Genomic DNA, 14542 nt, shown 5'->3' with positions numbered 1-14542 from the left:
AGCGCGTAGACCCGCGCCGGGATCCCGGCCATGGCGGCCGCGGTGCCGCCCACCAGGATGCTGCGCAGGGCGATGCAGTGGACGATGTCGGCGTCGAGCGCCTTCAGGATCCCGGCGAGCTGCCCGGCGGCGTAGCCGGCCGCCATCGGGTTGAGGCTCGCCCGCTCGGCCTCCAGCGGCACGACACGGGCGCCCGTCGCCTCGATGGCGGCGCGGTGCGCCCGCACCCGGGTGACGACGGCGACCGACAGGCCCATGCCGATCGCGGCGCGCGCCATCGGCAGGAAGTGGGAGGCGAAGAACCAATCCTCGGTGACCACGAAGACCAGGCTTCGCTTGGGATTGGGGAGGGGGTCGCGGGCGGGTTCGAAGTCCATCCGCTCCGTCTAGCACGGCCCGCGGCGTCGGCCTGCGGCGGATGCGCAGGCCCGGAACGGCACGCGCGCCCCGCCGGTTGACGGTGGCCTTCTCGCCGGGCGGCACCCCGGCGGCGTATCCGGGAGGGGCGGCGATGGCGGACACCGAGACGGACCAGACCGGCGCAACCCTGCGCGCGGCGGCCCAGGAAGCCGGCCTCGTCTACGTCGACGACGGCCTGCCGGGCCTGACCCGCAAGCGCAGCGGCACCGGTTTCCGCTACCTCGACGCGAAGGGCGCGCCGGTGCGCGACAAGCGGATCCTCGCCCGCATCCGCGCCCTGGCGATCCCCCCGGCCTACACCGATGTCTGGATCTGTCCGCGCAGCAACGGTCACATCCAGGCCACCGGCCGGGACGCGAAGGGGCGCAAGCAGTACCGCTACCACGCCGATTTCCGGCAGGCCCGCGAGGAGAACAAGTTCGCGCGCATCATGGCCTTCGCGGACGCCCTGCCGGGCATCCGCCGGCGGGTCGATGCCGACATGAAGCGTCCGGGCCTGTGCCGCGAGAAGGTGCTGGCCACGGTGGTCCACCTGCTCGAGACCACGCTGATCCGCGTCGGCAACGACGATTACGCCCGAACCAACAAGAGCTACGGCCTGACGACCCTGCGCGATCCGCACGTCCGGATCGCGGGAGCCGAGCTGTCGTTCCAATTCAAGGGCAAGAGCGGCAAGATCTGGGACGTCTCGCTGAAGGACCGGCGCGTCGCCCGGATCGTGAAGGCCTGCCAGGACCTGCCCGGGCAGGAGCTGTTCCAGTATATCGACGGCGAGGGCGTGCAGCGCGACGTGACCTCGTCGGACGTGAACGCGTACCTGCGCGAGATCACGGGCGAGGATTTCACCGCCAAGGATTTCCGGACCTGGGCCGGGACGGTCCTGGCGGCCCTGGCCCTGCGCGAGTTCGAGAGCTTCGACAGCGAGGCGGGGGCCAAGCGCAACGTCCGCGCGGCCATCGAGAGCGTCGCCGGGCGCCTGGGCAACACGCCGACGATCTGCCGGAAGTGCTACATCCACCCCCAGGTCCTCGACTGCTACCTCGAAGGCGATCTCCTCATCCAGGTGCAGGACGCGGTCGAGACCGAGCTGAGCGGGGACCTCGGCAAGCTCCGCTCCGAGGAGGCGGCGGTGCTCGGCCTGCTGCAGGCCCGGCTCGCCGCGTCGCGGGGCGACGCCGAGGCGGGCAAGAAGGTCAAGCCCGGCGCGGCTCCGGCCCGCAAGCGGAGCAAGACGAGAGGGACGGCAGCCCGGTCCAAGGCAGCAGCCCCCGTCAAGAAAACCACCGGGCGGTCCCGCACCGCCACGCACGCCGGTGCCACGTAATACGGTTTTCGTGTTGAACGGCGCGCGGCGACGCTGCGGGGCGTGTGTCCGACCGATTCACGCGGGGGCGACACGCGTGGGCCGACGTCGCTGTCCGAGGTGTATCAAGCGCGCCCCTTTTCCCGGACGCCTGGAACGTCAGTGGAAAGGGTGCGCGGGTCCGACGCGTCGTGGGGGGGCAGCCCCCGCGTGGGGCTGCCCGGGATCCCGGTCAATGCCGGGACTGGTTGCCGCCGGACCCGCCGCGGCGGTTCGGGTCGCTGTCGACCACCGGGGCCAGGCCGAGCTGGCGCGCCAGCGAGACGAGATCCTTGAGCCGTCCGGTCTGCGTCTTCCGGCGCAGGTTGAGCCGGTGCGTCTCCACGGTCCGCACGCTGAGCGCGAGACGGCGGGCGACCTCCTTGTTGCTGAAGCCCGAGCTGAGGAAGCGCAGCACCTCCGCCTCGCGCGGTGTGAGCCCGAGGCTGTCGCCCTGCTCCGCCGGCATCACGGCCTGCTGCTCCGGGGGAACGAGACACTCCGACCCCTCGGCCAGGGCGAGCAGGGCGGCGCCCAACTCCCGCGGCGACTTCGACCGGGCCACGAAGGCGTCGGCACCCGCCGCCAGCAGCGCTCGGAGGTCGTCGGCGGTGAGCGCCCCGAAGGCCACGAGGGTGCGCAGGTTCGGTTGCCGCTCCTTCAGGCCGACGAGACGCGCGATCCCGTCCGCCAGCCGGATCTCGTCGAGGAAGATCAGCGCGACCGCGGATCCGGCATCGGCCCGGTCCAAGTCTTCTTCGCCGATCGTGTGAAACTCCGGCATATGCTCCAGAGTGGCGCGAACAGTCGCGCTCAGGTCCTGCGGTTCATCCAGGATCAGGACGCCAACGGCCGTACTCATGACCTCGCACCTTTCGTCTCCCGGCGATACAAAGGGGCCGGGATCGGATGCGTAGTTCCAAGATCCATTCCACGAGTTTGGGGCGAATATTAAGCTTTATATTCGCGGATTCGGGCGATTCCTGTCTTCGTGCTCACAATTGGTGTGCCAATATGGGTTACCGTCTTTAACCATGCCGCGGCGATGCGTGCCAGACTGGGGCGGCTTCGCCGTGTCAGCTTGCGACGGCCAAGGTGGCCTCGCCCTGGTACGGCACGACGCGGTTACGCCCGCCGCTCTTGGCCGCGTAGAGCGCGAGGTCGGCCCGCTTGAGCAGGGCGTTGACGTCGTCGCCCTCGATCCAGGTGCTGACCCCGAAGCTGGAGGTGAAGCCGATCGCATGCCGGCTGCCGCGGATACGCAGAGCCTGAACGGCTTCCCGCAGACGCTCGGCCCGGGCGGTCGCCTCGTCCAGGCTGCACCCCGGCAGGACGATGCCGAACTCCTCGCCGCCCAGGCGGCCGCCGATGCCGGCCCCGGCGATCAACTCGGCCATGGCCTTGATGGCGACGTCGCCGACGTCGTGGCCGTGCTCGTCGTTGATCCGCTTGAAATGGTCGATGTCGGCCAGGATCGCCGAGATCCGGGCCGGGCGTCCGCCCTGTTCGGCGGCGAGGCGCGCCCGGTCGAAGAAGGCCCGCCGGTTGTAGACCCCGGTGAGCGGATCGGTCTCGGCGAGGCGGATCAGCTCTTCCTGCATGGTGATCATGCGCTCGGCCGCGCGCAGCCGGGCGTTCAGCTCCTCGGCGCTCGGCGGCTTCTCGATGAAGTCGTCGGCGCCGCTGTCGAGGGCCTCGGCCAGGCTGCGGACGTTGCGGGCGGACGACATGGTGATGACGTGCAGCGGCCTGCGCTCCTCGGCGAGCAGCCGTGCGGACCAGCAGAGTTCGAGGCCGCAGAGCGGCCGGACCTCGACGCTGGTGATCAGGACCCGGACCGACGGGGTGGCGGCGAGGTGTCGCAGCGCCAGTTCCGAATCCGTGAACGCGTGCACCTCGTGGCCGCGCGGCTCGATCAGGGAGGCGATGATCTGGAGGACGACACGGCTCGAATCGACGACGACGATTTGCATGGCATCACCCGGACCCGATCTCCGGTGTCTACAGGGTAAGACTTAACTCCGACCCAACAGAGAGCGCGAATTCCAGCATGAGTGCCGTCATCACCACGCCAGACTTGCGCTATATCGTCGTCCGGGGTCGCTTGTGGCGGCGCACCAACCCGCACCTGCCGGAGGCGCGTCGCGCGGCGCTGGTGGCCGGGCTGATGGATGCGCGCCGGGCGGTGAAGGCGGCAAAGCGGGCCGAGCGCGAGGGTGAACCCGACGCCGCCGCTGCGATGGCCGCGGCCCGGGCCGCGGTCGACGAAGCCAAGACCGGACTGGGCGAGCGAGGCCCGGTCTGGTGGCGCGACGACGCCCCCGACCTGAACCGCCACCTCGTCCGGAACACGCCCTACGCCGACTGGTTCGCCGCGCTCAGCGCCGGGGAACCTGAACCGAGATGATCTGCGCGCCGGCTGCGCGGCGCGCTGCGGGTACGGTGGCGTTGATGACCGTGAGAGTCGGCGGAAGGGCCGGCGCGGCCGCGATGCCGGTGACGGTCGGGACCCCGTAGGTCCCGTAGCTCCACGGCGCAGGCACGATCTGACTCGGCCGCGGCACCCGGGTCAGGGGCGCGCCGATATAGGTTCCGCGCACGAACGGACCGGCGAAGCCGTCCTGGCCGGACCCGTAGGGGTAGACGCCCTGCGCGGAGGCCGGTGCCGCCATGAGAACGGTGAGGAGCGTGACGGCTGTCCGGGTGATCATGCGGGCGGCTCCAGGACTCTGCGCTGCACTGACTCGACGCTTCGACGACTCGGCGCTTCAGGAACGATCCTGGAAAACCGACACCATCACCCGCCGTTCCGGGCCGCCACCCCGGCAGAGTGCGTAAACGAAGCGCGCGATCTCAGCGGCAGGTGGTGATCCGGCGGACCACCCAGCCCTCGCCCTCGATCCAGAGGCGCCGCCGGGCCCGGCTGCAGGTCGCGTCGTCCTCGCGCTCGACGGCGGCGACGGGGTGGACCTGCTGCGGGCTGGCCTCGGCGACCTTGGTCTCGGTGCCGGCCGGGGCGGCCTCGGCCTGCGTCACGGCGGAGAAGAGCAGGAGGGCGCTGGCCGCGCCGAAAGCGGTCGATCGGATATTCATGGTGGAGCAGTGCCCTGCGGCCGAGTTTGCGGATTCGTCAGTGGAATGCGCGGCACGCCAATTCGGTTTCATCGATGCCGCGCCTTCCAGGTCGGCGTCGGGCGGGAGGGTGTGCTGCGGCACGGCGCCGGTGGGGCGCCGAGACGTCTCGGGCGCTTAGACTTCGCGGCCGGCGCGTATTAGGAGGAACGGCCCGGACGCGACGGCTCCCGTGGACCCCTGAACCAGCGGGCGAGCCGGTCCACGAGCGAAGGTCCATGAGCAAGCCCAAGCCCCCGACCAACGTGCTCCTGACGCCCGAGAAGCGCGCCGAGGACGTGGACCAGACGATCCGGCCGCTGAGCCTGTCCGAATTCATCGGGCAGAAGGCTGCGCGCGCAAACATGCAGATCTTCATCGAGGCGGCCAAGATGACCGGCCAGGCCCTCGATCACGTGCTGTTCGTCGGGCCGCCCGGGCTGGGCAAGACCACGCTGGCCCAGATCGTGGCCCGCGAACTCGGCGTGAACTTCCGTTCGACCTCGGGCCCGGTCATCGCCAAGGCCGGCGACCTCGCGGCACAGCTGACCAACCTCGAAGAGCGCGACGTGCTCTTCATCGACGAGATCCACCGGCTCAACCCGGCCGTGGAGGAGATCCTCTACCCGGCCATGGAGGATTACCAGCTCGACCTGATCATCGGCGAGGGGCCGGCGGCGCGCTCGGTGAAGATCGAGCTGCCGAAGTTCACGCTCGTCGGCGCGACCACCCGGGCGGGCCTGCTGACGACGCCCCTGCGCGACCGGTTCGGCATCCCGATCCGGCTCGAGTTCTACGAGATCGACGAGCTCGAGAAGATCGTCGCCCGCGGCGCCCGGGTGCTCGGGCTCGGCATGTCGCCGGAGGGCGCCAACGAGATCGCCCGGCGGGCCCGGGGTACGCCCCGCATCGCCGGCCGTCTGCTGCGGCGGGTCCGCGACTTCGCGATCGTGGCCGAGGCCGAGACGGTGACGCGTGCCATCGCCGACCGGGCGCTGAAGCTGCTCGACGTCGATTCGGTCGGCCTCGACGTGATGGACCGCAAGTACCTGACGCTGATCGCTACCTCGTTCGGCGGCGGCCCGGTGGGGATCGAGACGATCGGGGCGGCCCTGTCCGAGCCGCGGGACGCGATCGAGGACATCATCGAGCCCTACCTGATCCAGCGCGGCTTCGTGCAGCGCACCCCCCGGGGTCGGGTGCTGACCAAGCACGCGTTCCGGCACATGGGCTTCGCCGAGCCGCGACGCCAGCAGGACGGCCTGTTCGACGACGGCGACGCCGCCTGAGCCGAATCCCCGTGCCGTCCATGCGGTCGGGACGGGGCTGGTTCACGCCGCGTTCATAGGTTGCCCCCCGCGCCGGCTCGGTCGATGTCCCCGGACCTGTGCGCCGCACCATGGCCAAGCGCCTCAACCGGCGGGTGTTTCTCCCCGGGCGGGCGGACAATATTGCCAAGCTTTTGCGTAATCCCGCTCCCTTCGGCTCACGCAAACGCGATCCCGCCGGCGGAACAGCCTCACAACGCGGCAGTTGTGATGCCGACCGCGCCAGTCTGCGTGGCGCTGGCAGGATCGCGGGACTGTGGCTCTTGTCACGGTATCCCGACGGATCCTTGAGCCATCAATAAGAACACCAGGGACTTCCTTCTTCCATGAAGACACTCACGCTCGCCGTCCTCGGCCTTTCCGCCGCCGCGCTCTCGACCCCGGCGCTGGCGCAGGACGCGCTCCCGATCCGCATCCTGCCCTTCGCCAACCAGCAGGGCGTCGGCGCCGCCTGACCGCGCGGGCCTGGACGATGATCGCCAGCCTGGCGCTGATCCTGCTCGCCCAGCTCGTCGGCGAGGTCCTGGCCCGGGGCGCCGGGGTGCCGGTGCCGGGGCCGGTGATCGGCATGGGGCTGATGTTCGCCTTCCTGCTGCTGCGCGACAGCCGCCTCGGCCTGCCCCGGATCCTGCCGCAGCCGCTGACCGACGGCACCCTCGAATCGACGGCGCGGGGGCTCCTGATGAACCTGTCGCTGATGTTCGTGCCGGCCGGAGTCGGCGTGGTCGGGCGGCTCGACCTGCTCCGAGCGCAGGGGCTCAAGCTCGCGATCGTGCTGGTGGTCTCGACCGCCCTGTCGCTGCTGGTGACCGTGCTGGTGTTCCGCGCGGTCGCGTCCCGGGTCGAGCGGCGGCGGCCGGACGGCGAGGCCTGAGCGGTGGCCGGCGACTTCTCGCTTTGGGTCTACCTCGCCGGCACGCCGCTGCTGTGGCTGACCGTGACGCTGACCTCCTACGTCCTGGCCGACCGGCTCGCGGCTGCCACCGGCCGCCACCCGATCGCCAACCCGGTTCTGATCACGGTGGTGCTGGTCGGCAGCGTCCTGGCGGTGACCGGCACGCCGTATCCGACCTATTTCGAGGGCGCCCAGTTCGTGCACTTCCTGCTCGGGCCTGCGACGGTGGTGCTGGCGATGCCGCTCTACGAGCGCCGGGCCACGGTCCTGCGTGCCCTCGTGCCGATGCTGGCCGCCCTGGTGGCCGGCGCCGCCACGACGCTCGCGGTGGTGATCGCGCTGGCGCGTCTGCTCGACATCCCGCAGCCGATCCTGATCTCGCTGGCGCCGAAATCCGTGACCTCCGGCGTCGCCATGGGCATCGCCGAGGCGCTGGGCGGCGACCCGACGCTCACCGCGATCCTGGTCATCCTCACCGGCATCATCGGGGCGATCCTGGTGACGCCCCTGATGAACGTCCTGCGGATCCAGGACATGCGCGCTCGCGGCTTCGCGGCGGGGCTCGCCGCCCACGGCATCGGCACCGCCCGAGCCTTCCAGGTGAGCGAGACGGCCGGCACCTTCGCGGGCATCGCCATGGGGCTCAACGCGTTCCTGACCGCGATCCTGGCGCCCCTGGCGCTGCATCTGCTGTTCTGAGCGATCAGCCGTCGAGGTGCCAGACGACCGCGTCGGCGAGCGACAGGCTCGACGTCAGGCCCGGGCTCTCGATTCCGAACAGGTGGACGATCCCGGGCAGCCCGTGCTCGGCCGGCCCGTCGATCCAAAAGTCCGCCGCGGGCTCGCCCGGGCCGGTGAGCTTCGGGCGCAGGCCGGCGTAGTCCGGATACAGCACCCCGTCCGGCAGGCCTGGCCAGTAGCGGCGGATCGAGCCGTAGAAGCTGTCCGCCCGCCGCGGGTCCACTTGGTAGTCCACCGTGTCGACCCATTCCACGTCGGGGCCGAATCGGGTGCGGCCGGCCAGATCGAGGGTGAGGTGGATGCCCAGCCCGCCGTCGAGGCGCGGGGCCGGATAGATCAGCCGCGAGAACGCCGGCTTGCCGGTGCAGCCGAAGTAATTGCCCCGCGCCAAGCGCAGCACCGGCACGCGGTTGGCCGGATAGCCTTCCGTGCGGGAAGCCAGCACCGGCGCCCCGAAGCTCGCGGCATTGACGACCGCGTCGAAGGCCATCTCCCCCGGCTCGCTGCCCCCGAACGCCGCGTGCCATTGGCCGCCCCGCCGGGACAGGCGCTCCACCGGCGTACGCAGGGCGAGGACGCCGCCGTGATCCTCGATGACGCCGAGCAGGGCCAGCATCAGCGCGTGGCTGTCGACGATGCCGGTCCGGGGCGCATGCAGCGCCAGGGTGCAGGCGAGTGCCGGCTCCAGCCGCTTCGCCGCCGCGGCGTCGAGAAGCACCAGGCCGGGGACGCCGTTCGCCTCGCCTTGATGGCGGATCGCCGCGATCGTCTGCGCTTCCGCGTCGTCGGCCGCCACGATCAACTTGCCGCAGGCGCGATGCGGTACCCCATGGTTCGCGCAGAAGTTGTACAACTTCTCGGCGCCATCGACGCAGTGGCGGGCGCGCGCGGAACCGGACGGGTAATACATGCCGCCATGGATCACCTCGGAGCTGCGGGCTGAGACTCCGGTCCCGAACGCGTCCTCCGCTTCCGCCAGGATGACGGCATGCCCACGCTGCGCGAAGGCCCGCCCTACGGCCAGCCCGACGACGCCGGCGCCAACGACCAGAACCTCCATGCGCACCACTCTCGGCTGCCGGCCCGAAAGGGCAGGTGAGTCTTCAATACCGCACCCGAGACCGGATGAGGGCCCGGATCTTGATTCGGCGTTGACCCTAATTATCAATTCTAAGTAGAAACAGCGCGGCAATAGATACGCGCAGCGGTTGTAAGCGCGGTGAGTGGGCGCATAATGCAATGACGCGCTGCCCCAGGGCAGACCGGAATTCCTCCCCGGCGGCCATCACCGGCACCCGGCAGTACAGCACCTCTATCGACTCGACAAAGCCGCATCTTCGGACAGGAAACCTTAGGAGATGACCATGCTGACGACCTCCCCGAGCGTCGAACTCGCCGCGAAGATCCTAAGCGCCTACGTCACCAAGAACAGCGTGCCGGCCGGCGCCCTTCCGAGCCTCCTGTCGGAAGTCCACCGTTCGATCACGGCCCTCGACGCGCCGTCGGAGCAGCCGGTCAAGCGGCCGACCGAGGCGCAGATCCGGGCCTCAATCCGGCCCGACACGATCATGAGCTTCGAGGACGGCAAGTCCTACAAGGCCCTGCGCCGACACCTGACCCTGCGCGGCCTCACCCCCGAGGCTTACAAGGCGAAGTGGGGCCTGCCAGTGGATTATCCGCTGGTCTCCGCGGCCTACAGCGCCCGGCGTTCGAAGATCTCGCGGGAGATCGGGCTTGGCCAGAAGCTGCGGATGCAGCAGGCGGCCGAGTAGGCACGGCTCCGACCGGACTGCCGGGGCCGGCCGTGCACGTCACGGCCGGCCTTCTGCCGCCGCGATCTCCTGGATCAGCAGGGCCACGAGACCGGACCAGCCGGTCTGGTGCGCCGCGCCGACGCCCCGGCCGGTATCGCCGTGGTAATACTCGTAGAACAGCACGAGATCGCGGAAATGCGGATCGTCCTGTTCGATCCGGCTGTCCCCGTAGACCGGCCGATGCCCGTCCTGTCCGCGGGTCGAGAGGCCGATGAGGCGGCGCGACAGCATCGCCGCGATCTCCCGGAGCGAGTAGGTCCGTCCCGAATGGGTCGGCGCCTCCACACGGAAATCCGGCCCGTAATAGCCGTAGAACTGCTCAAGGCCTGCAATCAGCAGGTAGTTCACCGGCATCCAGACCGGCCCCCGCCAGTTCGAATTGCCGCCGAACAGGCGTGAGCGCGATTCCGCGGGCTCGTAGGCAAGCCCCATGTCGCGGCCGTTCCAAGGGAAGCAGAACGGCTGGTCAGCGTAAGCCCGCGAGACCGCCCGGAGGCCGTGCTCGGACAGGAACTCGGCCGGGTCGAGGGCGCGGTGCAGCAACGCCTTCAGCCGGTGTCCGCGCAGCAGCGACAGCAGCACCGTCTGGCCTTCGCCCGGCACGTTCCAGCGCGAGACCAGGGTCGCCAGGTCCGGCCGGTTCTCGAGGAAGAATCGCATCCGCTTCTGGAGCGACGGCAACTTCTCCAGGTCGCGCGCGCTGATCGTGGTGACGGCGAAGATCGGGATCAGCCCGACCATGGTACGAACCCGGATCGGCAGGCGACCGCCGTCCCGGGCCTCGATCACGTCGTAGAAGAACCCGTCCGCCTCGTCCCAGACGCCGTCGCCGGTGGCCGCCGCGATGAGCAAAAAGTGTTCGAAGAACTTCTCGGCCATGTCCTCGTAGGTCGGATCCCGGAGCGCCAACTCGATGGCGATGCGCATCAGGTTGAGCGCGTAGGCCGCCATCCAGGCGGTCGCGTCCGACTGGGTCAGGGTCGCGCCGTCGCCAACCGGCTTCGAGCGGTCGAAGATGCCGATGTTGTCGAGGCCGAGGAAGCCGCCCTGGAACAGGTTGCGGTCGTCGGAATCCTTCCGGTTCACCCACCAGGTGAAGTTCAGCGTCAGCTTGTTGAAGATACGCTTCAGGAAGACGTGGTCCGGAATGCCCGTCAGCGCCCGGTCCAGCTCGAACACCCGCCAGGCGGCGAGGCCGTGAATCGGCGGGTTGGCGTCCCCAAATCCCCATTCGTAGGCCGGCAGCGCCGCGTTCGGGTGGGCGTAGGCCTCATCGACCAGGAGCAGCAGCTGGTTCTTGGCGAAGTCGGGGTCGAACAGCGCGAACACGATCGCCTGGAGGGCGAGGTCCCAGGAAGCGAACCAGGGATATTCCCAGGCATCCGGCATCGAGATGACGTCGTTGGCGCGCAGATGCGTCCAGTCGGCGTTGCGGCCGTGCCGGCGCGTGGGGGAGGGGGGCGGCTGGGCCGGATCGCCCGCGAGCCACTCGCGCACATCGTAATGGTAGAGCTGCTTCGACCACAGCATCCCGGCCAAAGCCTGCCGCTGGACGAGCCGCATGTCGGGATCGGTGATCGACGCCTGCAGGACGGCGTAGAACGCGTCCGCCTCCGCCGCGCGGGTGGCGAACACCGCGTCGAAATCCGCGAAGGGCTCGCCCGGGGTGGTCTCGGGGCGCAGCCGCAAGCGCAGCGTGCGGGTCTCGCCGGGGCCGAGATGCAGGTCGTAGCGTGCGGCGCATTTCGTGCCGGACAGGTGGTTGGCCGCCCCGGCCTCGCCCTGGACGACGCACCGGTCGATCCCGTCCTTATAGAAGCCCGCCTCGGGACCGCTGCCGTAGAGCCGGTGGGTGTTGGTCTCGTTCTCGGTGAACAGCAGTTCGGCCGCGCCCTCGGCGAAGAAGCGCATGGGCGCCACGCCCGGATGGCGCGCCCAGACCGACCCGTCCGATCCCGCCTCCAACTCCGGCTTCGCGGTCCCGGCCTTCCACGACCACAGGTTCCGCGCCCAGAGCTGCGGCAGGAGCGTGAGGTCGGCTGCCTCCGGCCCGCGGTTGGTCACGCTGACCCGCATCAGCACGTCGTCGGGGTCCGCCTTGGCGTAGGCGATCTCGACATCGAAGTAGCGGCCCGCGTCGAACAGGCCGGTGTCGAGCAGCTCGAATTCCGGGTCGTCGAGCCCGCGGCGGCCGTTCTCCTCGACCAGGCGTTGATACGGGAATGCGGCCTGCGGATACTTGTAAAGCATCCGCATGAAGGCGTGGGTCGGGACGCCGTCGAGGTAGTAGTACAGTTCCTTCACGTCCTCGCCGTGGTTGCCCTCGGCGTTGGTGAGGCCGAACAGGCGCTCCTTCAGGATCGGGTCGCGTCCGTTCCACAGGGCGAGCGCGAGGCACCAGTTCAGGTGCCGGTCGCCGAAGCCGCCGATGCCGTCCTCGCCCCACCGATAGGCCCGGGACCGGGCGTGGTCGTGGGGCAGGGAATCCCAGGCCTCGCCGTCGGCGCTGTAATCCTCCCGCACCGTGCCCCATTGCCGGTCGCTGAGATACGGCCCCCAGCGCCGCCAGGCCGGATCGGTCCGCGCCTGCACGAGGCGCTGTCCCTCGGCGGTATCGAAGAGACCGGGGACGCCGTTCGGCTCGGTCATACGGTCGATGCTCCCGCGCTCTTATGGAATTTGCGCCGCGATACTGCCGTGGTTCGGCGGGGCGTTGTCAATTCCGGTGCGCGGCTTCTTCGGTCGCGCTCATCCGATCTGCAAGCGGTGCTCCGGCGGCCACAGGATAACCCCCCCGTCATTCCGGGCTCGCCTGCGGCACCCCCGAATGACGGGGTCGATGCTTCATGCGGCGATGTAAGACCTGAAATATTGGCGGATCGTATGTCCACATACGATTGCCCCGATCGACCGCATCGGGCGTCCTCAGCCGACGGACAGGATGCGCGACCCGTCCGGCCCGGCATCGACCGTCAGCGCCCGGTAATCCGGAATCGTCGCGTGCGTCGTCTCGATCGGCGCGTGGTGGGTCGCCGTGACCACCACGACGCCGGCGCCCGCCGCCTCGCCGGCCTGGATACCTGCCGGCGCATCCTCGAACACCAGGCAATCCGGGGCCGCGACGCCCAGACGCTCGGCACCCAGCAAAAAGCAATCCGGCGCGGGCTTGCCCCGGGCGATATCCTCGGCGGCGATCAGCAGGGCCGGGATCGGCATGGCGGCGGCGTCCAGGCGGCGCAGGGCGAGCGCCCTCGGCGCCGAGGTCACGATCGCCCAGCGTTCCGGCGGCAGCGCGCGCAGGAAAGCCCGGGCCCCCGGGATCTCGACGATGTCGCCGACATCGTCGATCTCGGCCCGGGTGATCGCCGCGGCCTCGGCCTCCGGGTCGACCCCGGGCAGGCCAAGCCGGCGGATCGTGTCCACCGAGCGGACCCCGTGGATGGTCGGCAGGAAGGTCGCCACGTCGAGGCCGTGGGCTTGCGCCCAGCGTGTCCAGGTGCGCTCCGCGGAGGCGATCGAGCTGATGATCGTGCCGTCCATGTCGAACAGGAAGGCGGCGAAGCGGCGCGTCGGCAGGGTTTGGGTCGTCATGCCCGATGGCTACGCGTGCACGGGCGGGCGGACAACCGCGCCGCGCGCACGGCCGCCGCCCGCCCGATCATCGTTGACTGCCGTCAGGTGTCCGAAGTCTCGGAGCCCGGCGCCTGACGGTTGGCCGCGTGGTCCTGGTATTGGTCGGTCTGGACCGCCTTGCCGTCGAGCCCGCGCTCGTCGCTGTGGCGGGACTTGTCCCGGTTGCTCAGGACCTCGTTCTCGCCCAGCACGCCGTCCGGAAGCTCGGTCATGCCGCCGGTGCCCGAACTCTTGCCCTGACCGCCCGGGCCCATGTGGTGCTTGTCGGCCTTCGCCATGTCGCGCTCCTCATCTTCCAGGGGGTGTGGACGCCGGGAGATGGAGTCGGGGATCGGCGCGACAAGGCGGTCGCGCACGGACGCCGTGGCCGCAGGGCCGAGCGCTTCACGGGCCGACGCCGATGGTGTAGCGCGGAGATAATCCTGGGCCGGATCCCGGTCCCTTCGTCGCGAAAACCCGTATCAGATCCATGCCGAGCCGCATCGACGCCACCTTCGCCCGCGCCCGCGCGGAGAACCGGGCCGTCCTCGTCACCTACGTGATGGCGGGCGATCCCGACCCGGAGACCTCCCTGGAGGTCCTGAAGGCGCTGCCCGGCGCCGGCGCCGACATCCTGGAATTCGGCCTGCCGTTCACCGACCCGATGGCCGACGGCCCGGCGATCCAGGCCGCGGGCCTGCGCGCCCTCAAGGCCGGCCAGGGTGTCGCCGGCACCCTCGACCTCGTGCGCCGCTTCCGGGCGGAGAACGACGGCACGCCGATCGTGCTGATGGGCTACTTCAACCCGATCCACACCTACGGGGTCGACCGCTTCCTCGACGACGCGGTGGCGGCCGGAGTGGACGGTCTGATCGTGGTCGACCTGCCGCCGGAGGAGGATACCGAGCTGTGCCTGCCGGCTCTGGCCAAGGGGCTCGCGTTCATCCGGCTCGCCACGCCGACCACCGACGAGCGCCGCCTGCCGGCCGTGCTCGCGAACACCGCGGGCTTCGTCTACTACGTGTCGATCACCGGGATCACCGGCACGGCGACGCCGGATTTCGGCAAGGTCTCGGAGGCGGTCGCCCGCATCCGCCGCCACACCGACCTGCCGGTGGTGGTGGGGTTCGGGGTGAAGACCGGCGCCCACGCGACGGCGATCGCCAAGGGCGCCGACGGCGTCGTGGTCGGTTCGGCGCTGGTGGACACCCTGGTCCGCGGGCTGGATTCCGAGGGTCGGCCGCAAGCCGGCACCGTCCCGGCGGTGGCGGCTTGCGGC

17 protein-coding genes are annotated in these 14542 nt (G+C 70.2%); 8 read left to right on the top strand and 9 right to left on the bottom strand.

Annotation, left to right across the window (positions count from 1 at the left end; all coding sequences use genetic code 11):
- The coding region (locus tag FV228_RS08310) for a glycosyltransferase (protein WP_147854177.1) at window positions 1-377 on the bottom strand (377 nt) is incomplete at its 3' end.
- Between the two features lie 134 nt (window positions 378-511).
- Here FV228_RS08310 and FV228_RS08305 point away from each other — a divergent pair.
- Window positions 512-1744, top strand: coding sequence for a DNA topoisomerase IB (locus FV228_RS08305; RefSeq protein WP_147854176.1), 1233 nt, complete (start codon window positions 512-514; stop codon window positions 1742-1744).
- A gap of 211 nt (window positions 1745-1955) precedes the next feature.
- On the opposite strand, the gene FV228_RS08300 is transcribed toward FV228_RS08305, so the two are convergent.
- Window positions 1956-2624, bottom strand: coding sequence for a response regulator transcription factor (locus FV228_RS08300; protein WP_147854175.1), 669 nt, complete (start codon window positions 2622-2624; stop codon window positions 1956-1958).
- Window positions 2625-2838: 214 nt separating this feature from the next.
- Window positions 2839-3735 (bottom strand): diguanylate cyclase, encoded by an 897-nt coding sequence (locus FV228_RS08295; RefSeq protein WP_147854174.1) that lies wholly within the window; start codon window positions 3733-3735, stop codon window positions 2839-2841.
- 77 nt (window positions 3736-3812) lie between these two features.
- Between FV228_RS08295 and FV228_RS08290 the strand changes: the two genes are divergently transcribed.
- Entirely contained in the window at window positions 3813-4169 is a 357-nt protein-coding gene (locus FV228_RS08290; protein WP_147854173.1) for a hypothetical protein, read from the top strand.
- On the opposite strand, the gene FV228_RS08285 is transcribed toward FV228_RS08290, so the two are convergent.
- Both FV228_RS08285 and FV228_RS08280 read right to left on the bottom strand, forming a co-directional pair.
- Window positions 4141-4473, bottom strand: a complete 333-nt coding sequence (locus tag FV228_RS08285; RefSeq protein WP_147854172.1) for a hypothetical protein — start codon at window positions 4471-4473, stop codon at window positions 4141-4143. The two genes, FV228_RS08290 and FV228_RS08285, sit on opposite strands and share 29 nt — an antisense overlap.
- Before the next feature lie 142 nt (window positions 4474-4615).
- Window positions 4616-4855, bottom strand: a complete 240-nt coding sequence (locus tag FV228_RS08280; RefSeq protein ID WP_147854171.1) for a hypothetical protein — start codon at window positions 4853-4855, stop codon at window positions 4616-4618.
- A gap of 257 nt (window positions 4856-5112) precedes the next feature.
- Between FV228_RS08280 and ruvB the strand changes: the two genes are divergently transcribed.
- The 4 genes from ruvB (at window position 5113) to FV228_RS08265 (ending at window position 7795) form a co-directional block, all read left to right on the top strand.
- The gene (ruvB, locus tag FV228_RS08275) at window positions 5113-6162 is read left to right on the top strand and encodes a Holliday junction branch migration DNA helicase RuvB (RefSeq protein WP_147854170.1); all 1050 of its coding nucleotides are present in this window, start codon (window positions 5113-5115) and stop codon (window positions 6160-6162) included.
- 365 nt (window positions 6163-6527) lie between these two features.
- On the top strand, window positions 6528-6656 hold the full coding sequence (locus FV228_RS34770; RefSeq protein WP_281406479.1) for a hypothetical protein: 129 nt from the start codon (window positions 6528-6530) through the stop codon (window positions 6654-6656).
- A 17-nt stretch (window positions 6657-6673) separates the two neighbouring features.
- A complete protein-coding gene (locus tag FV228_RS08270) occupies window positions 6674-7075 on the top strand; it encodes a CidA/LrgA family protein (RefSeq protein WP_147854169.1) in 402 nt (133 codons plus the stop codon).
- Window positions 7076-7078: 3 nt separating this feature from the next.
- Entirely contained in the window at window positions 7079-7795 is a 717-nt protein-coding gene (locus FV228_RS08265) for an LrgB family protein (RefSeq protein ID WP_147854168.1), read from the top strand.
- 4 nt (window positions 7796-7799) lie between these two features.
- Here FV228_RS08265 and FV228_RS08260 read toward each other — a convergent pair whose 3' ends face one another.
- Window positions 7800-8897: an NAD(P)/FAD-dependent oxidoreductase gene (locus FV228_RS08260; RefSeq protein ID WP_147854167.1), complete on the bottom strand. Its 1098-nt coding sequence runs from the start codon at window positions 8895-8897 to the stop codon at window positions 7800-7802.
- Window positions 8898-9201: 304 nt separating this feature from the next.
- Here FV228_RS08260 and FV228_RS08255 point away from each other — a divergent pair, with 304 nt between their 5' ends.
- Entirely contained in the window at window positions 9202-9609 is a 408-nt protein-coding gene (locus FV228_RS08255; protein WP_147854166.1) for a MucR family transcriptional regulator, read from the top strand.
- Between the two features lie 39 nt (window positions 9610-9648).
- Here FV228_RS08255 and FV228_RS08250 read toward each other — a convergent pair whose 3' ends face one another.
- The 3 genes from FV228_RS08250 to FV228_RS08240 all read right to left on the bottom strand — a co-directional run bounded on the left by FV228_RS08250 (window position 9649) and on the right by FV228_RS08240 (window position 13562).
- Window positions 9649-12300: a glucosidase gene (locus FV228_RS08250; RefSeq protein WP_147854165.1), complete on the bottom strand. Its 2652-nt coding sequence runs from the start codon at window positions 12298-12300 to the stop codon at window positions 9649-9651.
- A 276-nt stretch (window positions 12301-12576) separates the two neighbouring features.
- Window positions 12577-13242, bottom strand: a complete 666-nt coding sequence (locus tag FV228_RS08245) for an HAD-IA family hydrolase (RefSeq protein WP_147854164.1) — start codon at window positions 13240-13242, stop codon at window positions 12577-12579.
- Between the two features lie 83 nt (window positions 13243-13325).
- Window positions 13326-13562, bottom strand: coding sequence for a hypothetical protein (locus FV228_RS08240; protein ID WP_147854163.1), 237 nt, complete (start codon window positions 13560-13562; stop codon window positions 13326-13328).
- A gap of 191 nt (window positions 13563-13753) precedes the next feature.
- Here FV228_RS08240 and trpA point away from each other — a divergent pair.
- A partial coding sequence (gene trpA / locus FV228_RS08235) for a tryptophan synthase subunit alpha (RefSeq protein WP_147854162.1) occupies window positions 13754-14542 on the top strand: 789 nt, incomplete at its 3' end.

It is taken from the genome of Methylobacterium sp. WL18 (assembly GCF_008040015.1).
GTDB lineage: Bacteria > Pseudomonadota > Alphaproteobacteria > Rhizobiales > Beijerinckiaceae > Methylobacterium > Methylobacterium mesophilicum.
The sequence above is the reverse complement of the archived record's forward strand: the minus strand, read 5'-3'. Positions and strand labels throughout refer to the sequence as shown.